This is a genomic window from Streptomyces sp. NPDC034099, assembly GCF_055575415.1.
This window is the reverse complement of the sequence record NZ_JBVISR010000001.1, coordinates 635,627-656,348: the sequence shown is the minus strand read 5'-3', so window position 1 is coordinate 656,348 and position 20,722 is coordinate 635,627. Positions and strand designations below refer to the sequence as shown.

Sequence of the window (20,722 nt, the reverse complement as noted above, 5' to 3'; positions counted from 1 at the left end):
CACTACCCCGTTCCGTCGGCCGGCCCCGGGCGTCCCCGGAGCCGGCCGTTCTGGGTGACCGGGCTGCTGTCCCCTGCCGTCCGGTCACTTCCTGGAGCGAGGTCCCACGACGCACGGGATGATCCGTACGTCTCATCGCTCCAGTGAGCCACGCGTGGTTCTCTCGGGCCCGCCCCTGGCTGACACGGACACCGGGACCAACGAAGCCGCTCGCGTACCGGTCACGCGCCGTACGGGTGAGAAGGGGCCCGAACTCAGATACGACGATGCCCGGTCGTGCCGCGGACCTCAGACGCGCCCGCGGCACAGCTCCAGCATCGTCATCGCCAGCGCCGTACCCGGCTTGCCCAGCGCCTGCCGGTAGTGGTCGAGCACCTCCATCTCGCGGGACAGGTTGACCCGCCGGCCGCCGGAGGTGATCCGCGCCTCCTGGATCACTGCGGAGACGGCCATCCGTTCCTGGATCAGCCCGATGATCCGGTCGTCCAGGGAGTCGATGCGCTCCCGGGCGCCGGTGATCACGTCGGCGGCCTCGGGGGTGTGGGCGCCGGTCTTGTCTGCTGCGGTGACGGTCATGTCGGTGGCTCCTCGCCGAAGGGGGGCGGCACCCGGGACCGGCACGGTCCGTACACGGCAGGCGCCCCGGACCTTGTCGGCCCGGGGCGCCTGGGAAGTCGCTTGTCAGTTGCTCAAGCAGCACGACCATGGCAGCCGGTGGGCCGGTTGCCATAGATAAACAGGAACGCCTGGTGCTTGTGCATGGGCCCAGTATGCCCCGGCGACGGTCGGTGTCCAAGCCGGTTCGGATGGTGAGACCCGGGCCGTGACCGGGGGAGGGGCGACGGCGGCGGCCGACGGCGGGGCCGGGTCACCCGCCCAGCTCGGTAGAATCGGGAGCACAAGCCCCCCGCCCGACCGCCGGAAGGCACCCCGTGTCATCAGCGACTCCCGCTGCCGCCGCCCCCGACACCGTCCTGGTCGTCGACTTCGGCGCGCAGTACGCCCAGCTCATCGCCCGTCGTGTCCGCGAGGCGCGGGTCTACAGCGAGATCGTGCCGAGCTCCATGCCGGTCGAGGAGATCCTCGCCAAGAACCCGGCGGCCATCATCCTCTCGGGCGGCCCCTCGTCGGTGTACGAGCCGGGCGCCCCGACCCTCGACCGCGCCCTGTTCGAGGCCGGCGTCCCCGTCTTCGGCATGTGCTACGGCTTCCAGCTGATGGCGCAGACCCTCGGCGGCACCGTCGACAACTCCGGCGCCCGTGAGTACGGCCGCACCGACCTCGAGGTCTCCAAGCCGTCCTCCACCCTCTTCGAGGGCACCCCGGCCCAGCAGGCCGTGTGGATGTCGCACGGCGACGCCTGCTCCGCCGCCCCCGAGGGCTTCACCGTCACCGGCTCCACGGACGTCGTCCCGGTCGCCGCCTTCGAGAACGACGAGAAGAAGCTCTACGGCGTCCAGTACCACCCCGAGGTGATGCACTCCACGCACGGGCAGCAGGTGCTGGAGCACTTCCTGTACCGGGGCGCGGGCCTGAGCCCCGACTGGACCACGGGCAACGTGATCGAGGAGCAGGTCGCCGCCATCCGCGAGCAGGTCGGCGACAAGCGCGCCATCTGCGGCCTGTCCGGCGGCGTGGACTCCGCGGTCGCCGCCGCCCTCGTCCAGAAGGCCATCGGCTCCCAGCTGACCTGCGTCTACGTCGACCACGGCCTGATGCGCAAGGGCGAGACCGAGCAGGTCGAGAAGGACTTCGTCGCCGCGACCGGCGTCCAGCTGAAGGTCGTGGACGCCGAGGAGCGGTTCCTCAAGGCGCTGGCCGGGGTCTCCGACCCCGAGGAGAAGCGGAAGATCATCGGCCGCGAGTTCATCCGGGTCTTCGAGCAGGCGCAGCTGGAGATCATGCAGGAGGACGGCCCCGAGGTCGCCTTCCTCGTGCAGGGCACGCTCTACCCGGACGTCGTCGAGTCCGGCGGCGGCACCGGCACCGCCAACATCAAGTCCCACCACAACGTGGGCGGCCTCCCCGACGACATCGAGTTCGAGCTGGTCGAGCCGCTGCGCCAGCTGTTCAAGGACGAGGTCCGGATGGTCGGCCAGGAACTGGGCCTGCCGGACGAGATCGTCCAGCGCCAGCCGTTCCCGGGCCCCGGCCTCGGCATCCGGATCGTCGGCGACGTGACCAAGGAGCGGCTCGACCTGCTGCGCGAGGCCGACGCCATCGCCCGCGAGGAGCTGACCGCGGCCGGCCTCGACCGCGACATCTGGCAGTGCCCCGTGGTGCTGCTCGCGGACGTCCGCTCCGTCGGCGTCCAGGGCGACGGCCGCACCTACGGCCACCCGATCGTCCTGCGGCCGGTCTCCTCCGAGGACGCCATGACCGCCGACTGGTCCCGGCTGCCGTACGACGTGCTCGCCAAGATCTCGACCCGGATCACCAACGAGGTCAAGGACGTCAACCGCGTCGTCCTCGACGTGACGTCGAAGCCGCCGGGCACGATCGAGTGGGAGTGAGCCCGCGGGCGCTCCCTACGTGCGCCTGATCGTGCGCACGGGCTCGCCGGGCTGCCAGATCTCGACGACGAGGTACTTGTCGTCCTCGACGTAGGTCCGCACGACCTCCGTCAGCTCGGTACGGAAGAGGTGGAACGGCTCCGGCGGTTCCACCTCTTCCACGTATCCGGCCTTCGTCCCGGGGTCCTCGACCTCGACGGCCCGCCCGGCGATCCGCACGTCCCCGCCGCCCATGCCGGTGCCGTCCCCCGGGTTCGCCTGGAGCGCGAAGCGCGGATCGCGGCGCAGGTCGAGCGCCTTCAGCGAGTGCGGCATCATCCCGAGCCACAGCTCGCCGCCCAGGAAGCGCACCTCCAGGCCGGTGGTGCGGGGCGAGCCGTCCTTGCGGAGGGTGGCGAGGACGTGGTGGGTGTACGCGCCGAAGCGCGCCTCGACGGTGTCGGCCAGGGCGGGTTCGGCGGCGGCGAACCCGGCCCAGTTCACAGGGGTGCGTGACGTCATACGCCGAGTGTGAACGTGAAAACCGACACCCTCTGTCGCGTATTGGCCCCCGGAACTGTCCTCCCGGCCGCACCGCCGGTAACTTCCGGCCCGTAAGGCACATCCGGCGCCGAAGGACAGAGAACACATGCACGGGACGCCCGGGGCCGCCGAGCCCCCGCCGCTGCCCACCGGCCGGCTGCGGTTCGCCATGCCGCCCAGGCACGACTCGGTCGAGGACGAGCGCCGGCACCGCAAGGAACGGCTCGCCTGCGCGCTGCGCCTCTTCGGGCGGTCCGGGTTCGAGGACGGGGTCTCGGGGCACATCACCGCCCGCGACCCCGAGTACACCGACTGCTTCTGGGTCAACCCGTTCGGCGTGCCCTTCGCCCACATCACGGTGAGCGATCTGGTGCTGGCCAACTCCGAGGGCCAGGTGGTGCAGGGCGGCCACCATGTGAACCAGGCCGCCTTCACCGTGCACTCCCAGGTCCACGCGGCCCGCCCGGACGTCGTCGCGGTCGCCCACTGCCACTCGGTGCACGGGCGCGCGCTGTCGGCCCTCGGCGAGCTGCTCGAACCGATCACCCAGGAGAGCTGCGCCTTCTACGAGGACCACGCCCTGTACGACTCCTACTCGGGCGTCGCCGTCGACGCCGAGGAGGGGCGGCGCATCGCGCGGGTGCTGGGCTCCGGCAAGGCGCTCGTGCTGCGAAACCACGGGCTGCTGACGGTCGGCGACTCGGTGGACGCGGCGGCCTGGTGGTTCCTGTCCCTGGAACGGTCCTGCCAGGTGCAGCTGCTGGCGAAGGCGGCGGGGCGGCCGACGCTGATCGACCACCGGCAGGCCGTGGCGACCCGGGAACAGCTCGGCGGCGACCTGGTGGCGTGGATCAACTACCAGCCGCTGTGGCAGGAGGTCACCCGCCGCGAACCGGACCTGTTCGACTGACCGTGCCCGGGGTGGCTCGGGGTGGCTCGCGGCCGTGTCAACACGGCGGTCCGGGCATCACCCGCGCTGAGCAGACGTTAGACGGGGTGGCGCGCGGACGCGGGCCGCGGTACGGCACAATTCGCTGTCGTTCCAAGGGACTTACCGGGTGCGGGAAGGCGGGCGTCGGGCGTGGCGGTGCAGGAGGCGAGACGCGGGAGCGGCTCGGACAGGGACGCGTACGAGGCGGCCCACGGCGGCGGCTGCACCTGCGGGGACTGCCCGCACGGTGCCCGGGAGGGGCACCGCAGGGCGGTCGCCGCGTTCCTGCTGCGGCGGGACGAGTTCGCGGCCGGGCAGGGGCTGCCGGCCGCGGTGGCCCACTCGGCCTCCGCCTCCCGGCAATGGGTCTCGGAGGAGCTGACCCAGTCGGCGGAAGCCGTCGCCGAACGGGGCCGGGCCGAGGGCGACGCCTGGCTCGCGGCGCTGGGCCGGCGCACGACGGTCGTCGTGTGGGCCGCGGTCGTCCTGCTGCTGCTCGGACAGGCGCTCACCGCGATCGGTGCGGGCTGGTCGGCGGCGCGCACCGCCGGACTCGCGGCGGCGCTGGTGGTGGCCGGCGCGCTGACGGCCGCGTCGTGGTTCCACCGGGCCAGGGGCGGGGCGCTGGCGCCGGTCATCGGCGAGGACAACCGCCTGTCCACCTCGCGCGCGGTGGCGGCGGCCTGGGTCCTCTTCGTCGCCTACGCCGTGCTGGTGCTCGCCGGGCAACTGGCCGTCGCCTCGGGGCACGACCGGCGGGACGCGCTGATCTCCGGTCTCGAACTCGGGCGCGGCACCGGCGCGGTGACCGTGCTCGCGGTGGTCTGCGGGATCGCGGTCCTGGTACGGCGAGTGGTCGGACTGCGCGTCCTGGGGCAGCGGCTGCAGAAGGTACGGGCCGACCGGCCGCGCGCCTCCGACCTGCTGACGGACGACGCGGGCCGCGGGACCTTCGCCGACATCCAGTACGTCGTGATCACCACCGTGGCCCTGGTGTTCGCGGCGGTACGGCTGGCCCGGCGCCCGGAGCAACTGCCCGACCTGCCCTGGGGACTGGCGGTGGTGGCGCTGGTCTCGGCGGCGACCTACGTGGCCGGTAAGTACGCCGAGGGCGGCCGGCCGGTGATCCTCTCCGTGGTCCGGGCGCGGGAGGCCGGTGACCTGGACGCGCCCATCCGCACCGGCGACGACATCGAGATCCGTGGCGCGGGTTTCGTGCCGCCGGGTGCCCAGCGGGCGGACCGGCTGTCCCGGATGGTCGTCCGCATCGGCGCGGTCAACGTCCACGTGCCCCTGGTCCCGGTGACGGGCGGCTTCAGCAATCCCACGGACGACCTGCTGACGGTCCCCGTCCCGGCGGACGTGGAACCGGGCCGGGTGGACGTCCAGGTGGTGACGGGCGCGGGTGTGGAGACCAACCGGTACGCGATCGACGTGACGGACTGACACCTCCCGCCCGCCCCGGCGGGCGGTCCGCCGCGACCGACGGCGAGAAACCGGTTGCCGAGGGGTTGAGCAGGGCCCGTCCGTCGTACGTATGGTCTGTGGGGGGTCCGGGCATGCACGGCGAGAGGCGGCTGGCAGTGATGACGCACGGTATGCGGACGGACGTCCACATCTCACCCGAGGGCCGCAGGGACTGGCGGGACGACGCCGGCCGCTACGCCCTCCTTCCGCTACGCATCTTCCTCGGTGTCACCTTCATCTACGCCGGTCTGGACAAGCTCACCGACAGCGCCTTCATGAAGGACGCGGGCGCCGGTTCCGTCGGCGACATGATGCGTGCCGTCCGCGACTCCTCGGCCGTCCCCGCGCTGGTCGACCTCGCGCTGAAGAACCCGCCCGGATTCGGCTACGCCATCGCCCTGGGCGAGCTGGCCGTCGGCATCGGCACCCTGCTCGGGCTGCTCGCCCGCCTGGCGGCGCTGGGCGGTGCGCTGATCTCGCTCAGCCTGTGGCTGACCGTCAGCTGGGCCTCCGATCCCTACTACTACGGCAACGACCTCGCCTACCTCATGGCCTGGCTCCCCCTCGTCCTCGCGGGCGCGCCGCTGCTGTCGCTGGACGCCGTACTGCGCTCCCGGCGCAGGCGTCGGACGGGCGGGTACCGGTAGGGACGGCCCGGCGGCGTCAGCGGGGAAGGTCCGCCCGGGGCCCGTCCGGCGGCGCGGGCTCCCCGCGGCGCCGGTGCACGGCCCGGGCCACGACCCCGACCGCGCCCGCGATGCCGAGCCCGCCCGAGACGACGGGGATCACCACGAACCACGGCGTCTCCCAGAGGCCGCCCGCGTCACCGGCGTAGAGGACGCCGGCCAGCATCAGGAAGAGGCCGGCCACCAGCCGACCGGGCTGGAACCTATGACGCAGCACGGGACACCTCCGCCTGACCGACGCCGACCTGGAGGTCGAGGTCGAGCGTGCCGGCGTCCTTGCCGCCCCCGGTGGGGGACAGGGTGATCTCCTCGTGCTTGCCGGGTGCCACGTCCACGTCCTTCTCGTCGTCGCCGGGCAGTTGGATGTCGCCCACGCCCACCTCGACGTTCAGCCACACGGTCATGTCCCGCGGCACGACGACCCGTATTCGGCCCATGCCCACGTCGGCCCGGGTGGTCACGGTCTGTCCCTCGGCCAGGTCGAGGCGGGACAGGTCGAGGGTGCCGCTGCCCGCGCCGACGTCGTACTGGTCGCGCACGTCGGCCGCCACCACCGGCTTCCAGGTGGTCCGGACCCATTCGGTCCCGACGTTCTCCGGAACGGCGGCCGATCCGGCCAGCAGGCCCGCGGTGATGACGGCCAGGAAGATCGAACCGGCTCCCGTGCGCCCGAGGAAGGCGCTGACCGCGATACCGAGGCCGAAGACCGCCAGCGCGCACGCCAGGCCCGTCTGCAGACTGGTGCCCAGCGGGCGGTCGTCCCAGGTCAGCCGGGTCCCGAGGAAGCCGGCCAGCAGGGCGAGCAGGAACACCCAGCCGCCGATGCCGCGGGGACCGCGCGTCCGCGGGGACCAGGGGTCGCGGTCGCCCGCCGGACCGCGATCGCGACGCCCCGGGATCCCGCGGCCGATGTTGACGGCCGCCGCGATGTCACGTTCCGCGGAGCCCGGCGGCCCCCACATGTAGCCCGTCCCGCCGTCGTGGGTGCCGTCCTTGACGATGGGCTCGCGCCACCAGGAGGGCCAGGTGTACATGATCGGCGGCGCCTGGGCCTCCGGCGGGGCGTCGGCGACGGCCTGGGCCGAGAGCGGGTCCGGTTCTGGGGCCCTGCGGTGCCCCGACCAGTACCCGGCGCCCGCGAGGAGCAGCGAGAGGACGACGGCGAAGGTCAGCACGCCGCCGTTGCGCAGCATGGTGAGGAAGACCCCGCAGCCGACCAGGGCGAAGAGCACGGCCGTCAGCGCATGGCCGTCGACCCGGCCGGTCAGCAGCTTGCGCACCTCGTTCTCCTCCTCGTCGTCGTAGGGGACGAAGAGCCAGGCGAAGCCGTAGAAGAGGAGACCGATGCCGCCGGTCGCGGAGAGCACCGCGAGGGTGATCCGGAAGATCACCGGGTCCAGGTCGCACTGCCGGCCGAGGCCGGCGCACACTCCGGCGAGCGCCTTGTGCCGCCGGTCGCGCCGGAACCGGTGCGGCGGCCCGGGGGCGGCCGCACCGGCGTCCGCGGCGGACGCGGCGTCCTGCGGCCCGGCGCCCCGCGGGGGGCGCGGGCCGGAGCCGGGTCCGGAACCCGTCGCGGCGCGCTCGTGATCTGTCATGGGTCCATGGTGACGGGCGCGGCGCCGTGGCGGCAGCCGGTTCGACCCTGGTCGGACCCTGATATCGGCCCTGACTCCGCGCCCGGGCAGTGTTCGAGGCACGCGCGGCCCGAAGATCAGGGGTGATTGGGGGAACGACCCTGATGCTGCGGCTCACGCACCCGTGTGACCATCGGTGTCATGCCGGAAGCCGCAGCAGCACCCGTCGTCGAACCGCGGCCGCCGCGCAAGCTCTACCGGAGCAGCGACGGACGCTGGCTCGGTGGGGTGGCGCGGGGGCTCGCCGGGCATCTCGGGCTGCCCGTCATCTGGGTGCGGTTCGCGTTCGTCGGCCTGTTCATGGCCGACGGCCTGGGCGCGCTGCTGTACGCGGCCTTCTGGTTCTTCGTACCGCTGGGCGTCGGGGGAGTGGAGGCGCAGAAGCCGCCGTCGCTCGTCACCTCCGAGGCCGGGCCGGACGGCCGCCGCAGACTCGTGGCCCGCAAGCCGGACAAGGGGCAGATGGTCGCCCTGCTCCTCATGGTCGTCGTCGCCCTGGTCTTCGTGGGCAACGTCGACCTCGGCGGCGGCGCCAAGGCCTACCTGTGGCCGACCGTGCTCGTCGGCGCCGGCGTCGCCCTCGTCTGGCGCCAGGCGGACAACGCGCGCCGGGCCCGCTGGGCCGAGGTGGGACGCCACCGCCGCACGGTCACCCTGCTGCGCTCGGTGGCCGGCGTCCTGCTGGTGACGGCCGGGGTCACCGGCATCTTCGTCCTCCAGGGTTCCGCGGCCCACCTCGGCTCCGTCCTCCAGGCCGCCCTCGCCGTCCTCGTCGGCATCACGCTGCTCGCCGGCCCCTATCTGGTGCGGATGACGCAGGACCTGTCCGAGGAGCGGCTGATGCGCATCCGCGCGCAGGAGCGCGCCGAGGTCGCCGCCCACGTCCACGACTCGGTGCTGCACACCCTGACCCTGATCCAGCGCAACGCGGAGAACGCGGGCGAGGTGCGCCGCCTGGCCCGGGCCCAGGAGCGGGACCTGCGCTCCTGGCTCTACAAACCGGAGGGCAACGGCAAGGACGAGGACGACGAGCCCACCACCCTCGCCGAGGCCGTGAAGCGCAACGCGGCGGAGGTCGAGGACAAGCACGGCGTCCCCCTCGAGGTGGTCGTCGTCGGCGACTGCCCCCTCGACGAGCGCGTCAGCGCACAGATGCAGGCCGCGCGCGAAGCGATGGTGAACGCGGCCAAGTACGGTGGCGAGGGCGGCGCCGTACAGGTCTACGCCGAAGTCGAGGGCAGGACGGTCTTCGTGTCCGTCCGGGACCGCGGCCCCGGCTTCGACCTCGACTCGATACCCGCCGACCGCATGGGCGTCAGAGAATCGATCATCGGCCGCATGGAGCGCAACGGGGGCACGGCGCGGCTGCGCGCGGTGCCGGACGGCGGCACGGAGGTCGAACTGGAAATGGAGAGGGCGGAGAAGACGTCATGAGCGACCCGACCGAGGCGAACGGAACGGCGGGAGCGGGCGAGGCGGCCGAGCCCGCACAGCCGGCGAGTGGTGGCGCGGGGGAGCGCCGCGTGCGCGTGGTGCTCGTCGACGACCACCGGATGTTCCGCACCGGCGTCCAGGCCGAGATCGGCCAGACCGCCGAGACCGGGGTCGAGGTCGTCGGCGAGGCCGCCGACGTCGACCAGGCCGTCACGGTCATCACCGCGACCCGCCCCGAGGTCGTGCTCCTCGACGTCCACCTCCCCGGCGGCGGCGGGGTCGAGGTGCTGCGCCGCTGCGCGCCCCTGATGAGCGACGCCGAGCGGCCCGTCCGCTTCCTCGCCCTGTCCGTCTCGGACGCGGCGGAGGACGTGATCGGAGTGATCCGCGGCGGCGCCCGGGGCTATGTCACCAAGACCATCACCGGCACCGACCTGGTCGACTCCGTCTTCCGCGTCCAGGAGGGGGACGCCGTGTTCTCCCCGCGGCTGGCCGGCTTCGTCCTCGACGCGTTCGCCTCCACGGACGCGCCGCCCGTCGACGAGGACCTGGACCGGCTCACCCAGCGCGAGCGCGAGGTGCTGCGCCTGATCGCCCGCGGCTACGCGTACAAGGAGATCGCCAAACAGCTGTACATCTCGGTCAAGACGGTCGAGTCCCACGTCTCGGCGGTCCTGCGCAAGCTCCAGCTGTCCAACCGGCACGAGCTGACCCGCTGGGCAACCGCGCGGCGGCTGGTCTGACGGTTCCGCACGGGGTGGCGTCCGCGTCTCACACCACCCGCGCGGCCCCCGCGAACGGCATCTCGTCGACCGGGGCGACGCGCACCGGCGCCGAGGGGTTCGGGGCGTGGATCATCTGCCCGTTGCCGACGTAGATGCCGACGTGACTGATGCCCGAGTAGAAGAAGACCAGGTCCCCGGGGAGGAGTTCGGACCGTCCGACGCGGCGGCCCGCGCCGATCTGGGCGTAGGTCGTGCGGGGCAGGGAGACGCCGGCCGCGCGGTAGGCGGCCTGGGTGAGGCCCGAGCAGTCGAAGGCGTTCGGGCCGGTCGCGCCCCACACGTAGGGGCTGCCGAGCTTCTGGTAGGCGTAGGCGACGGCCGCCGCGGCGCGGGAGTCGGGGGCCTGGGCGGCGGCGGACAGGCCCTCCCGGGGGCCGGCCGAGGAGGCGCGGGAGGCGCGATGGCCCGTTCCGTCGCCGACGCGGGCGCGTTCCTCGGCGGTCAGCCGGGACAGCAGGCGGCGGGCCGACTCCAGCTTGCCGGTGACGGTCTCGCGGTGACGTTTCAGCTCGGCCCGGCGCGACTTCAGCGAGGAGACCTCGACGCGGGCGGCCCCGCGCAGGCGCTCGATCTCCCGCAGTTCCTTGCGTACGCGGCCTACCGCGGCCGTCTGCCGGCTGCCCGCGCGCTCGACGAACGCGGCGCCGTCGAGATACCGGTCCGGGTCGGACGAGAGCGCGAGTTGCAGCGCCGGGTCCAGGCCGCCGCTGCGGTACTGCGCCGCCGCGACCGAACCCAGTGCCTCCCGCGCCGAGTTCAGCCGGTCCTCCTTGCGGGCGGTTTCGTCCCGCAGTTCCTCCAGGCGCCGTTCGGCGGCGTCCGCCTTCTCCTTCGCGCCGTTGTACTTCTCCGTGGCCACCTCGGCCTCCTGGTAGAGCTTGTCCACCTTGGCCCTGACCTGCGCCGCCGTCGGCTGCGGATCGGCGTGTCCGGTCCCGCCCAGGCCCGTCGCGGTGGCCGCGCCCGCGAGGGTGATCGTGGCCGCCGTACGAGCCCTGCCGCCGCCCGTCGCGCGCTGTCGCGGCCTGCGGTGCGTTCCCACCTTGCGATCCACGTCCTTCCGTACGACTCGACCCCGGCCCGCGCCGGGTCGGCGCCGGTCCGCTCCGGCTGCCTGGGCCAGGACGCTAGGCGGGTCGGTAACGGTCCGGTGACGGGATGCACGGAAGTGGCGGCAGCGGATCGTGCGGCGACCGTATGTGGCCGCCGCCCGCTCCAGGACCCGTCGTCTTCACGCAGGGTGATGACCGATATGCCGGATCGGAGGCGGACGGGGAACGTGAGCTGTTATGGGAGCGCCGGCCCGGGCCGGTGTCCGGGCGCGCCCGGGTCCTCATTAGGCTCCGGCCTCATGGACGTACTCATCCACCTCTTCGTCGGCCTGCACATCATCGGTATCGCCGCGCTCCTGGGCGGCTTCCTGACCCAGATGAAGGCGATGGGCCAGGGCACGGCCCGGTTCACCCCCGCGATGCTGCACGGCGCGCTGACGATGCTGGTCACCGGCGCCGTCCTGGTCGGCCTCAACCAGGCCCAGGACTACTCCGTCGACAACGTCAAGATCGGCGTGAAGCTCGCCGTGCTGATCGTGATCCTTGGCCTGGTCTACGTGAAGCGCGACGACGAGAAGGTGGACAAGCCGCTGTTCGGCCTGGTCGGCGCGCTGACCCTGGTGAACATCTTCATCGCGGTGCTGTGGACCTGACCGCCGCCCCCGAGCCCTCCGCCGCGGACCGCAGTCCGGCCCGGGCCTGGACGACCGCCCCCGCCGCGACCGCCAGCCACCCGGCCACCGCGATCCACAGCAGCGCCCGGCCGGGCGCGTCCAGCCACGGGACGTCGACGACCACGGCCACGGACAGCGTCGCCGCCGCCGTCATGCCGAGCGGGAAGACGGTCGACCAGCGGCGCACGTCGTAGCGGAGGCGGGGCCAGGCGATCTCGGCGGCCAGCAGTACGGCGTACCAGGCCAGGTCGAGCGTGAGCAGGAAGACGGTCACGTCGTGCAGGACGGCCTGGTCGTCGGCGTTCCACAGGTACATGCCGGTCCCGGCCGCCGCGAGCAGCTTGGCGCCGGCGAGGGCCGAGATGGCGAGCGCGCCGCCCGCCACCCAGTGGTCCCCGGAGCCACGGGCCACCTGCCGCAGGTCGAAGCGGAACAGCGCGATCAGGTAGAGCACGATCCCCAGCCAGAACGGCACCAGCGCCGCGTGCGCCAGCCAGGGCGTCGAGGTGGCCGCGGCCAGCGTGGCGGCGAGCACGGCGAGCCCCTCCGTGGCCACGCAGCTCAGGAACACCGCCCCGGGCATCCGCCGCCCCCAGCGCTGCACCACCAGGTACAGCAGCCACGGCCACAGCAGGGCCGCCAGCACCAGCAGCACCGCCGCCAGGAGCGACCAGCCGAGCAGCGAGAACCGGGCGCCGAGCACGGTCGTCGCGGCGACGGCGGTGAGCGCCCCCGGCGTCCCGGCCCGCCGCACCCACTGCGCCCGGTCGGCAAGGAGCAGGTAGACGAAGTTCGCGGCCAGTATCAGCCAGGCGGCGCAGGCCAGGACCAGGGCGGTCCGGGACAGGATCTCGCGGCCCGTCAGATGCAGGGCGACCGACACGATGCCGGTCGCCATCACCGCGGCCCCGGCCGCCGGTGGACGCTGCGCCCACCAGGTGCGCAGCGCGGAGGGATGGGTGGCCGATGACATGCGCCCGATGCTAGGGCCTGTCCGGCGGATCGGGCCGCAGGAAGGGCGCGGCGCCTTGTCCACCAGATGCGTGCCGGACCCCGCGTCCGCGGCCGGATCCGCCGGGCGGGCCCCGGAGAGCCTCGCCGGTCAGGCCGGGCGCACCACGCTGTGGATCGACGACTCTCCGTCGTAGAAGATCGACTCCTCGCGGACGTACGCGCCCGGCTTCGGGGCGTGGATCATCATGCCGTCGCCGATGTACAGACCGACGTGGCTGATGTCGTCGTAGAAGAAGACCAGGTCACCGGGTTGTGCCTGGGAGACGGAGACGGTCGTGCCGGCGTTGACCTGGTCGTAGGTGACGCGCGGCAGGCTCACGCCGGCGGCCTTCCAGGCGGCCTGGGTGAGGCCCGAGCAGTCGTAGGAGCCGGGGCCCGTGGCGCCCCAGACGTACGGCTTGCCGATCTGGGCGCGGGCGAAGGCGATCGCCTTCTCGGCCTTGGTGCCGGCCGAGGTGCCCGGAGTCGACGAGCCCGAGGAGTCCGACGAACCGGTGCCGCCGGAGGTCCCCGAGGACCCGGAGCCGCTCTCCTGCTGGGCGGCCTCCTCCTGCCGCTTGCGCTCGGCCGCCTCCTCCGCCTGCTGCTTCGCCAGCTCGGCGGCCTTGCGGGCGGCCTCCTGCTGCTTCTTCTTCTCGATCGCCGCCAGCCGGGCCTTCTCCTCGGCGGTCAGCTCCGACAGCAGCTTCCGCGCGGTGGCCAGCTTCTTCTGGACGGTCGACTTGGCCGTCTTGAGGTCGGTCTGCGAGTCGGTGAGCGTCTCGAGGCTCTCGGTGGCCTCCCGGCGCTTCTTCATCGTCTCGGACTGCTGCGTGACGTAGTCGTCGACGGCGGTCTTCTGCCGGCCGGTGAGCCGGTTCATCAGCTGGTTCTGGTCGAAGTAGTCCTGCGGCGAGTCCGCGAGCAGCAGCGTCGCGGTCTCCGGAACCGAGGCGCCCGTGCGGTACTGGGCGGAGGCGAAGGAACCCAGCTCCTCGCGCGCGTCGTTGAGCTTCTGGGTGCGCTGGGCGACGTCGTCGAGGAGGCCGTCGACCTTCTTGCGCTGCTTGGTGGTCTTCTCCTTGGCCGCGTTGTACTTCTCGGTCGCCGACCCGGCCTGGCGGTAGAGGTCGTCGACCTTCTTCTCGACCTCCTCCAGGGTCGGCCGGTCGTCCGACGGCGTGGCGTTCGCCGTCTGGGACAGCAGGGCGACGGAGGTGAGGGCCGCGGTGGCGAGGGCCGGGGTCCGTATGCCTGCGACGCGGGTACCGGTGGGACGCGACTTGCGGTGCGACGCCAAGGAGGCGACTCCTTCCAGTGCTCCGCCTACCGGGTTAGCTGTCGGGTTCGGGCGGTGTGGCATGGAAGGGTTGCCCTACGGCGGACCGTCCTCTCGTCGAGGGCGGTGCGGCCGATTCACCCCAGAGTTCACGGTTGGGTCCCCGGCTCCGGGTGCCGTGCGGGCACGTCGGACTCGGCGGAGGCCGCGCGGCCCGGCGGGGTTCGCCGGAGGGGGTCGAGCGGCCTGCCCGCACGGTAGCCAACTCGTGTGGCCGCTGTGAAGGTTGGTGGGTGATATGCCCGATACATTTTCGTGACCTTCCGTGCGGGCGCCTCTGGCCGGGCAGTGCGCGTCACTCTTCGTGTTCCGGCCGGTCGCGGGGCGTGCCCGGTCCTGGAACGCCGGGTATTTTCCGGGGTGGCGCCGGGTTGTCGGTGGGGCGCCCTAGACTCGGAGAGCGATGAGCAGCCTCTTTGACGACAGCTTCCTGGCGAGCCTCCAGACCCCCCGGGGTCACGAGGAGGAACCCCCGCCGCCGCCCGAGGACGAGCACGGACCGGAGCCGGTTCCGCACGATCTGTTCGGCGGGAAGTTCGACGCGCCTCCGGACCGGGACACCCACTACCGGGACGGCGCCCCGCGCCCGGCCCTGGACGCCGCCGCGCTCCTGGAGGGGCTGAACGAGAACCAGCGCGCCGCCGTCGTCCACTCCGGCTCCCCGCTGCTCATCGTGGCCGGTGCCGGTTCCGGCAAGACCCGCGTGCTCACCCACCGCATCGCCCACCTGCTGGCCGAGCGGAACGTCCACCCCGGGCAGATCCTCGCGATCACCTTCACCAACAAGGCCGCGGGCGAGATGAAGGAGCGCGTGGAGCAGCTCGTCGGCCCGCGCGCCCACGCGATGTGGGTGATGACCTTCCACAGCGCGTGCGTCCGCATCCTGCGCCGCGAGTCGAAGAAGCTCGGCTTCACCTCGTCGTTCTCGATCTACGACGCCGCCGACTCCAAGCGGCTCATGGCGCTGGTCTGCCGCGACCTCGACCTGGACCCGAAGCGCTTCCCGCCGAAGTCGTTCAGCGCGAAGATCAGCAACCTGAAGAACGAGCTGATCGACGAGGAGGACTTCGCCGCCCAGGCCGCCGACGGCTTCGAGAAGACCCTCGCCCAGGCCTACGCCATGTACCAGTCACGGCTGCGCGAGGCCAACGCCCTCGACTTCGACGACCTGATCATGACCACGGTCAATCTGCTGCGCGCCTTCCCGGACGTCGCCGAGCACTACCGCCGCCGCTTCCGGCACGTCCTGGTCGACGAGTACCAGGACACCAACCACGCCCAGTACGCCCTGGTGCGCGAGCTGGTCGGCGTGCCCTCGGAGCACCCCGTCGACGTGCCGCCGGAGGCCGAGGTGCCGCCCGCCGAGCTGTGCGTGGTGGGCGACGCCGACCAGTCGATCTACGCCTTCCGCGGCGCCACCATCCGCAACATCCTCCAGTTCGAGGAGGACTACCCGGACGCGACGACGATCCTCCTGGAGCAGAACTACCGCTCCACCCAGACCATCCTCAGCGCCGCCAACGCGGTCATCGAGCGCAACGAGTCCCGCCGCCCCAAGAACCTGTGGACCAACCAGGGCAGCGGCGCCCAGATCACCGGGTACGTCGCCGACACCGAGCACGACGAGGCGCAGTTCGTCGCCGACGAGATAGACCGCCTCACCGACGCGGGCGAGGCCAAGGCCGGCGACGTCGCCGTCTTCTACCGGACCAACGCCCAGTCCCGTGTCTTCGAAGAGGTCTTCATCCGCACCGGCCTGCCCTACAAGGTCGTCGGCGGCGTCCGCTTCTACGAGCGCAAGGAGGTCCGGGACGTCCTGGCCTACCTGCGGGTGCTGGCCAACCCGGAGGACTCGGTGCCGCTGCGCCGCATCCTCAACGTCCCCAAGCGCGGCATCGGCGACCGCGCGGAGGCGATGATCGACGCCCTCGCCCAGCGCGAGAAGATCAGCTTCCCGCAGGCGCTGAGGCGCGTCGACGAGGCGTACGGCATGGCCGCGCGCTCCGCGAACGCCGTCAAGCGGTTCAACACGCTGATGGAGGACCTGCGCACCATCGTCGAGTCCGGCGCCGGACCGGCCACCGTCCTGGAGGCGATCCTCGAACGCACCGGGTACCTGGCCGAGTTGCAGGCCTCCACCGACCCGCAGGACGAGACCCGCATCGAGAACCTCCAGGAACTCGCGGCCGTCGCCCTGGAGTTCGAGCAGGAGCGGGCCGAGGGTGAGGAGGCCGGGACGCTGGCCGACTTCCTGGAGAAGGTCGCGCTCGTCGCCGACTCCGACCAGATCCCGGACGAGGAGGACGGCGACGGCGTCGTCACCCTGATGACCCTGCACACCGCCAAGGGTCTGGAGTTCCCGGTCGTCTTCCTCACCGGCATGGAGGACGGCGTGTTCCCGCACATGCGCGCCCTCGGCCAGGCCAAGGAGCTGGAGGAGGAGCGGCGCCTCGCCTATGTCGGCATCACGCGCGCCCGTGAGCGCCTCTACCTGACCCGGTCGACGCTGCGCAGCGCCTGGGGCCAGCCGTCGTACAACCCGCCCTCGCGGTTCCTGGAGGAGATCCCGGCCCCGCACCTGGAGTGGAAGCGCACCGGGGCGAACGGCCCGGCGCCCTCCGCGCCGGTCTCGGGCGTGGCGGCCTCGCTGTCCTCGTCCCGTTCCCGCTCGTCGGCGTCGGGCGCGTCCGGCTTCGCCACCCGCAGGTCGGCCGGCGCCGAGCAGCCGACGGTCTCACTGGCAGTCGGCGACCGCGTCACGCACGACCAGTTCGGGCTCGGCACGGTGGTCGGGGTCAAGGGCACCGGGTCGAACGCCGAGGCGACGATCGACTTCGGAGACACCAAGCCGAAGCGGCTGCTGCTGCGGTACGCGCCGGTGGAGAAGCTCTGAGGGCGTGACGCGGGGCGGTGCGGTGCGGGCCGACCGTGGCCGCCCGGCCGGTCTGCTGAGACGTTACGGCGTCACGTCGGGTTGATGCCGTGGCTGCGCAGCCACGGAAGCGGGTCGATCGACGAACCGCCCGCGGGACGCACCTCGAAGTGCAGGTGCGGACCGGTCGAGTTGCCCGAGTTGCCGGAGAACGCGATCGCGTCGCCCGCCTTCACGGTCGTACCGGAGGGAACCTGGTAGCTGGAGAGGTGGCAGTACCAGGTCTCCGTGCCGTCCTTCGCGGTCACGATCATCATGTTGCCGTACGCGCTGTTGTACTGCGTCCGCACGGTGCCGTCGGTCGCCGCCATCACCTTCGTCCCGTACAACACGGGGAAGTCGATGCCGGTGTGGACGGACATCCAGTTGATGCCGGCCTGCCCGTAATAGGCGCTGAGGCCGTGCTGTTCCACCGGGAGCGCGAACTTGGGGCGCAGCCGCTCCTTGCGGGCCGCCTCCTCCGCCGCCCGCCTCTTCTCCAGGGCCTGCTCGGCCTTGAGGTCGATGCGCTCCTGGGTCCGGCTGGCCCGGTCGGCGAAGTCGTCGGCCCCGGCGGCCAGGCTCGTGAGCTGGGTGTCCAGCTTGTTGTTGGCGGCGGACGGTTTCACCGGCGCGGCCTTCGCGTTGCCCGGGTCCGGTGCCGACGCCGCGGCGTCCGCACTCTCGTCACCGGTCAGGCTGCCGACGGAGGCGGCCGCGATACCGGCGACGCTCATCACGCAGGCCGACGGCACGGCGATGGTCAGCAGCGCGGAGCGCTTGGCGGGCTGGCGGCGCCGGGAACGCGCCCCGGCGCGGGAGCCGGCACGCGAGCCGGTGCGGGCGGCCGGGACCCGGGCGGCGGGCGTGACCTCTTCCTGGTCGTCCAGCAGGGCGGTCACGGTGGGGAGTTCGCCGGTGGCTGCCAACTCGCCGTCGTACGGGGAGGGTTCGGCACTCTCGACGACGGGCGTGATGTCCGGTGCGGCGTCGTCCGGGGCGGGGTGCTCGGTCGCGCCGGTGGCCGTGGGGTCCGCGTTCCACTGCGTGGCGTCGTAGGAGCCGGTGTCCGCGGGGCCGCCCGGGAACGCGCCGGTGTAGAAGGTGCCGGTCGCGAAGGTGCTCGTCTCGTAGGCGCCCGTGTCGAACGCCCCGGTGTCGAAGGTGCCGGTGTCGGCGGTGGCGGTTTCGAAGGTGCCGGTCTCGAAGGTCTGCGTGCCCCAGTCCCACTGCTGGGTCGCGTCGGCCGGAGCGCCGGACTGGTCCGGAAGGCTCCAGTCGCCGGTGTCCCACTGCCCGGTGGCCTCGGGGCCGGTGGCCTGCGGCGGTACGGAGCCGTACTGCTGGTACCCGGCCGTCCACGTCGTCGTGTCGTAGGCGCCGGTGTCGTAGGCGGCGTGGTGCTGGGCCGCGTACGCGTCGTAGTGCGGGGTCTGCTCGCCGCCGGTGGACCACTGGGTGGTGTCGTAGGAACCCGTCGCCTCGTGGGTGCCGGTGGTGTAGTGGCCCGGCATGCTGCCGAAGAGGGGGTCCGCGTCGAAGGCCGAGGTGTCGGCGGTGCCGGTGGAAAAACCGGTGGAGGTGTAGCCGCCGGACGTGGTGAGGTCGCCGTACTGGGCCTCCCCCGTGCCGTACGACGCGTACTGCGCCGACGTGGCGTCGGAAGGCGGAGCCGGGGTGGTTGTTGTCCCCGACGGGTGACGGTCGTTCACCAACTTCTCTTTCGCCTCGACAACAGGGGCTGCCAGAGCAGTGCGGCGACTGTACCCGGCGGTATACGGGCACGACAATCTTCGTCAGGTTTCACGAGCGAAGGAAACGGGCAATCGGCCGTGTTTTGGGGGACGGCGGGCACGAGTTTGGCTTTGTGTTCGAGAATTGTTCGAGTCCGAACGGGTTGCTCCGGTCTCAGGCCACGGTCAGCCCGCCGGAGCGTTTGCCCGTTTCCGTACCCGTTTCCACGCCTGTTTCCGGTCCGGCGGTGTCGAGCGCCTGCCGTATTCCCGTGGCCACGGTGGGGTGCACGGGCAGCGCGAGGTGGCCGATGCCGCTCACCCGTACGTTCTCCACGCTCAGGTCGGGGTGGTCGAGACAGGCCGTCTCCAGTGGGTCCATCACGCGGTCCAGGTCGCTCCAGAAGCTGACGAACCGCGTACGGCAGCCGGGGGCCGGCCAGGTCAGCTCCTCGATCACCGCCGACCCGGGACGCATCTGGCGCACGATCGGGTGCGCGTTCGCCAGCGGCACCACCTTGGTACCGGCGTGCGGGGTGCCGAGCGTCACCAGGGTGCGGACGCGGAGGTCTCCGCCGAGGCGCTGTACGTAGTAGCGCGCGATCAGTCCACCGAGGCTGTGCCCGACGACGTCGACCCGCTCGCTGCCCGTCCGCTCGCAGATCTCCTCGATGTGCCGGCCGAGCAGCTCGGCCGCGATGCGGATGTCGCAGGTCAGAGGGGAGTAGTTCAGCGACTCGATCTCGTGCCTGCCATGCTGGGCCAGGCTGCGGCGCAGCAGCAGGAAGACCGAGCGGTTGTCGATGAAACCGTGCAGCAGCACGACCGGGGGGCTGGCCGGGGCCGGGAGCCTGGGGGGCGGCGGGGACGGCTGCGGGTCCTGGGCGTCCGCCGGCCGGAGGGCCTGGACCGGGCGCCGCTCCTGGATGATCCCCGAGGGGTAGAGGAGGAGGTGCCCGGCGAGGATCGCGGCCTCCAGGGCGCTTGCCTTCAGGAGGGTCAGCGAGAGTCCGGTCAGTCGGCCCGGAAGGCCTGCCAGGTCTGGGAGTCCCGGGACCGCGGGGAGCCCCGGAAGACCGGGGAGTCCCGGAAGCCCGGGCAGGAGACGCTGGACGAGGGGGAGAAGGGGCAGTGCTGCCGTGGTGACCTTCATGGGCCGACCTCCTGTCGGCACGCGCAGGGACGCCTCTGTCCCCCGTGTGCCCTCGTGGAGCGCCGTGACACCAGTGACTGGTGCTGTTTGCGAGGTTTATGCCTACCCGTGTTCCGGCATGCCGTATCAGAGCCCATCAGAGCCCATCAGAGCCCGGTGGGCCTTATGAGGCCTGTGGTGTCGGTGAAACGGCGATGAGGCCCGCTGTCGATCTGTACTGCCCTCGCTGCGGCTCTCCGTGCGCGTGTTGCCGCCGCGCCCCGGAGCGGTGTGCGGCGAACGTGTCCCACCGTGTGATTTCCCCCTCTGTATCCACCGCGAAACTGCCGGTTGCGGGATGCTGGCGATAACGTTCGTTCACTTCCCCCGGACACTGTGGTGCGGGGCTCCGCGCCGCGAGGACGTGAAGTGTGCGGTACTTGTCGGTACGGATGGATGTAGTCGGCTTCATGGAGGCAGTGATGGGTGTGGCAGCCGGTCCGATCCGCGTGGTGGTGGCCAAGCCGGGGCTCGACGGTCACGATCGCGGGGCCAAGGTGATCGCGCGGGCGCTGCGTGACGCCGGTATGGAGGTCATCTACACCGGGCTCCACCAGACGCCCGAGCAGATCGTCGACACCGCGATCCAGGAGGACGCCGACGCGATCGGGCTTTCCATCCTCTCCGGTGCGCACAACACGCTCTTCGCCGCGGTGATCGAGCTGCTCCGGGAGCGGGACGCCGCGGACATCCTGGTCTTCGGCGGCGGGATCATCCCCGAGGCGGACATCGCCCCGCTGAAGGAGAAGGGCGTCGCGGAGATCTTCACGCCCGGCGCGACCACGGCGTCCATCGTGGACTGGGTCCGGGCGAACGTACGGGAGCCCGCGGGCGCGTAAGCACGGGCTGTCCG

At 72.2% G+C, this 20,722-nt stretch carries 18 protein-coding genes and 1 riboswitch; of the genes, 9 read left to right on the top strand and 9 right to left on the bottom strand.

All coding sequences use genetic code 11. The features are described 5' to 3' along the window. Positions 1 to 288 precede the first annotated feature (288 nt). Positions 289 to 576, bottom strand: a complete 288-nt coding sequence (locus tag ACZ56V_RS03010) for a chorismate mutase (protein ID WP_198601811.1) — start codon at positions 574 to 576, stop codon at positions 289 to 291. Positions 577 to 932: 356 nt separating this feature from the next. Here ACZ56V_RS03010 and guaA point away from each other — a divergent pair, with 356 nt between their 5' ends. Then, on the top strand, positions 933 to 2,513 hold the full coding sequence (guaA, locus tag ACZ56V_RS03005) for a glutamine-hydrolyzing GMP synthase (protein ID WP_356364214.1): 1,581 nt from the start codon (positions 933 to 935) through the stop codon (positions 2,511 to 2,513). A 15-nt stretch (positions 2,514 to 2,528) separates the two neighbouring features. Here guaA and ACZ56V_RS03000 read toward each other — a convergent pair whose 3' ends face one another. Further along, a complete protein-coding gene (locus tag ACZ56V_RS03000; protein ID WP_468938759.1) occupies positions 2,529 to 3,014 on the bottom strand; it encodes a pyridoxamine 5'-phosphate oxidase family protein in 486 nt (161 codons plus the stop codon). 127 nt (positions 3,015 to 3,141) lie between these two features. On the opposite strand from ACZ56V_RS03000, the gene ACZ56V_RS02995 reads away from it, so the two are divergent. The 3 genes from ACZ56V_RS02995 (at position 3,142) to ACZ56V_RS02985 (ending at position 6,080) form a co-directional block, all read left to right on the top strand. Continuing rightward, positions 3,142 to 3,945, top strand: a complete 804-nt coding sequence (locus ACZ56V_RS02995) for a class II aldolase/adducin family protein (protein WP_356364220.1) — start codon at positions 3,142 to 3,144, stop codon at positions 3,943 to 3,945. A 171-nt stretch (positions 3,946 to 4,116) separates the two neighbouring features. Beyond that, the gene (locus tag ACZ56V_RS02990) at positions 4,117 to 5,412 is read left to right on the top strand and encodes a hypothetical protein (protein WP_467380479.1); all 1,296 of its coding nucleotides are present in this window, start codon (positions 4,117 to 4,119) and stop codon (positions 5,410 to 5,412) included. A 140-nt stretch (positions 5,413 to 5,552) separates the two neighbouring features. Continuing rightward, on the top strand, positions 5,553 to 6,080 hold the full coding sequence (locus tag ACZ56V_RS02985; RefSeq protein ID WP_467380481.1) for a DoxX family membrane protein: 528 nt from the start codon (positions 5,553 to 5,555) through the stop codon (positions 6,078 to 6,080). A 16-nt stretch (positions 6,081 to 6,096) separates the two neighbouring features. Here ACZ56V_RS02985 and ACZ56V_RS02980 read toward each other — a convergent pair whose 3' ends face one another. Both ACZ56V_RS02980 and ACZ56V_RS02975 read right to left on the bottom strand, forming a co-directional pair. Next, complete coding sequence (locus ACZ56V_RS02980) at positions 6,097 to 6,336, bottom strand: hypothetical protein (RefSeq protein ID WP_467380483.1); 240 nt, start codon at positions 6,334 to 6,336, stop codon at positions 6,097 to 6,099. After that, positions 6,323 to 7,717: a PspC domain-containing protein gene (locus ACZ56V_RS02975; protein ID WP_468938754.1), complete on the bottom strand. Its 1,395-nt coding sequence runs from the start codon at positions 7,715 to 7,717 to the stop codon at positions 6,323 to 6,325. The genes ACZ56V_RS02980 and ACZ56V_RS02975 overlap by 14 nt, the downstream gene beginning before the upstream one ends. 180 nt (positions 7,718 to 7,897) lie before the next feature. Here ACZ56V_RS02975 and ACZ56V_RS02970 point away from each other — a divergent pair, with 180 nt between their 5' ends. Together ACZ56V_RS02970 and ACZ56V_RS02965 are read left to right on the top strand one after the other, a co-directional pair. Beyond that, entirely contained in the window at positions 7,898 to 9,190 is a 1,293-nt protein-coding gene (locus ACZ56V_RS02970) for an ATP-binding protein (protein ID WP_076976262.1), read from the top strand. Beyond that, positions 9,187 to 9,933: a response regulator transcription factor gene (locus ACZ56V_RS02965; RefSeq protein WP_356364238.1), complete on the top strand. Its 747-nt coding sequence runs from the start codon at positions 9,187 to 9,189 to the stop codon at positions 9,931 to 9,933. Before ACZ56V_RS02970 ends, ACZ56V_RS02965 begins: the two co-directional genes overlap by 4 nt. 28 nt (positions 9,934 to 9,961) lie before the next feature. Here ACZ56V_RS02965 and ACZ56V_RS02960 read toward each other — a convergent pair whose 3' ends face one another. Beyond that, the gene (locus ACZ56V_RS02960) at positions 9,962 to 11,017 is read right to left on the bottom strand and encodes a C40 family peptidase (RefSeq protein WP_398912452.1); all 1,056 of its coding nucleotides are present in this window, start codon (positions 11,015 to 11,017) and stop codon (positions 9,962 to 9,964) included. A 309-nt stretch (positions 11,018 to 11,326) separates the two neighbouring features. On the opposite strand from ACZ56V_RS02960, the gene ACZ56V_RS02955 reads away from it, so the two are divergent. Further along, positions 11,327 to 11,680, top strand: a complete 354-nt coding sequence (locus tag ACZ56V_RS02955; protein WP_398912342.1) for a hypothetical protein — start codon at positions 11,327 to 11,329, stop codon at positions 11,678 to 11,680. Here the strand turns inward: ACZ56V_RS02955 and ACZ56V_RS02950 are convergent. Continuing rightward, the gene (locus ACZ56V_RS02950; RefSeq protein WP_468938751.1) at positions 11,658 to 12,674 is read right to left on the bottom strand and encodes a tellurite resistance/C4-dicarboxylate transporter family protein; all 1,017 of its coding nucleotides are present in this window, start codon (positions 12,672 to 12,674) and stop codon (positions 11,658 to 11,660) included. The genes ACZ56V_RS02955 and ACZ56V_RS02950 overlap by 23 nt on opposite strands. A 129-nt stretch (positions 12,675 to 12,803) precedes the next feature. Next, the gene (locus ACZ56V_RS02945) at positions 12,804 to 13,994 is read right to left on the bottom strand and encodes a C40 family peptidase (protein WP_468938748.1); all 1,191 of its coding nucleotides are present in this window, start codon (positions 13,992 to 13,994) and stop codon (positions 12,804 to 12,806) included. 6 nt (positions 13,995 to 14,000) lie between these two features. Beyond that, positions 14,001 to 14,184: riboswitch (cyclic di-AMP (ydaO/yuaA leader) on the bottom strand. 252 nt (positions 14,185 to 14,436) lie between these two features. On the opposite strand from ACZ56V_RS02945, the gene pcrA reads away from it, so the two are divergent. Then, a complete protein-coding gene (gene pcrA, locus ACZ56V_RS02940) occupies positions 14,437 to 16,926 on the top strand; it encodes a DNA helicase PcrA (RefSeq protein ID WP_467380490.1) in 2,490 nt (829 codons plus the stop codon). Between the two features lie 71 nt (positions 16,927 to 16,997). Here pcrA and ACZ56V_RS02935 read toward each other — a convergent pair whose 3' ends face one another. Further along, positions 16,998 to 18,656: a peptidoglycan DD-metalloendopeptidase family protein gene (locus tag ACZ56V_RS02935; RefSeq protein WP_468938745.1), complete on the bottom strand. Its 1,659-nt coding sequence runs from the start codon at positions 18,654 to 18,656 to the stop codon at positions 16,998 to 17,000. 196 nt (positions 18,657 to 18,852) lie between these two features. After that, the gene (locus ACZ56V_RS02930) at positions 18,853 to 19,830 is read right to left on the bottom strand and encodes an esterase/lipase family protein (RefSeq protein ID WP_398912347.1); all 978 of its coding nucleotides are present in this window, start codon (positions 19,828 to 19,830) and stop codon (positions 18,853 to 18,855) included. 461 nt (positions 19,831 to 20,291) lie between these two features. Between ACZ56V_RS02930 and ACZ56V_RS02925 the strand changes: the two genes are divergently transcribed. After that, a complete protein-coding gene (locus tag ACZ56V_RS02925) occupies positions 20,292 to 20,708 on the top strand; it encodes a cobalamin B12-binding domain-containing protein (protein WP_003974171.1) in 417 nt (138 codons plus the stop codon). The last annotated feature ends 14 nt before the right edge of the window (positions 20,709 to 20,722 follow it).

Excerpts from the sequence above, each read along its gene's own strand:
- ACZ56V_RS03000 (WP_468938759.1), bottom strand. The coding sequence starts at position 3,014 with ATGACGTCACGCACCCCTGTGAACTGGGCCGGGTTCGCCGCCGCCGAA.
- ACZ56V_RS02955 (WP_398912342.1), top strand. The coding sequence starts at position 11,327 with ATGGACGTACTCATCCACCTCTTCGTCGGCCTGCACATCATCGGTATC.
- ACZ56V_RS02950 (WP_468938751.1), bottom strand. The coding sequence starts at position 12,674 with ATGTCATCGGCCACCCATCCCTCCGCGCTGCGCACCTGGTGGGCGCAG.
- ACZ56V_RS02975 (WP_468938754.1), bottom strand. The coding sequence starts at position 7,717 with ATGACAGATCACGAGCGCGCCGCGACGGGTTCCGGACCCGGCTCCGGC.
- ACZ56V_RS02925 (WP_003974171.1), top strand. The coding sequence starts at position 20,292 with ATGGGTGTGGCAGCCGGTCCGATCCGCGTGGTGGTGGCCAAGCCGGGG.
- ACZ56V_RS03010 (WP_198601811.1), bottom strand. The coding sequence starts at position 576 with ATGACCGTCACCGCAGCAGACAAGACCGGCGCCCACACCCCCGAGGCC.
- ACZ56V_RS02970 (WP_076976262.1), top strand. The coding sequence starts at position 7,898 with ATGCCGGAAGCCGCAGCAGCACCCGTCGTCGAACCGCGGCCGCCGCGC.
- ACZ56V_RS02985 (WP_467380481.1), top strand. The coding sequence starts at position 5,553 with ATGACGCACGGTATGCGGACGGACGTCCACATCTCACCCGAGGGCCGC.
- ACZ56V_RS02995 (WP_356364220.1), top strand. The coding sequence starts at position 3,142 with ATGCACGGGACGCCCGGGGCCGCCGAGCCCCCGCCGCTGCCCACCGGC.
- ACZ56V_RS02930 (WP_398912347.1), bottom strand. The coding sequence starts at position 19,830 with ATGAAGGTCACCACGGCAGCACTGCCCCTTCTCCCCCTCGTCCAGCGT.
- pcrA (WP_467380490.1), top strand. The coding sequence starts at position 14,437 with ATGAGCAGCCTCTTTGACGACAGCTTCCTGGCGAGCCTCCAGACCCCC.
- ACZ56V_RS02965 (WP_356364238.1), top strand. The coding sequence starts at position 9,187 with ATGAGCGACCCGACCGAGGCGAACGGAACGGCGGGAGCGGGCGAGGCG.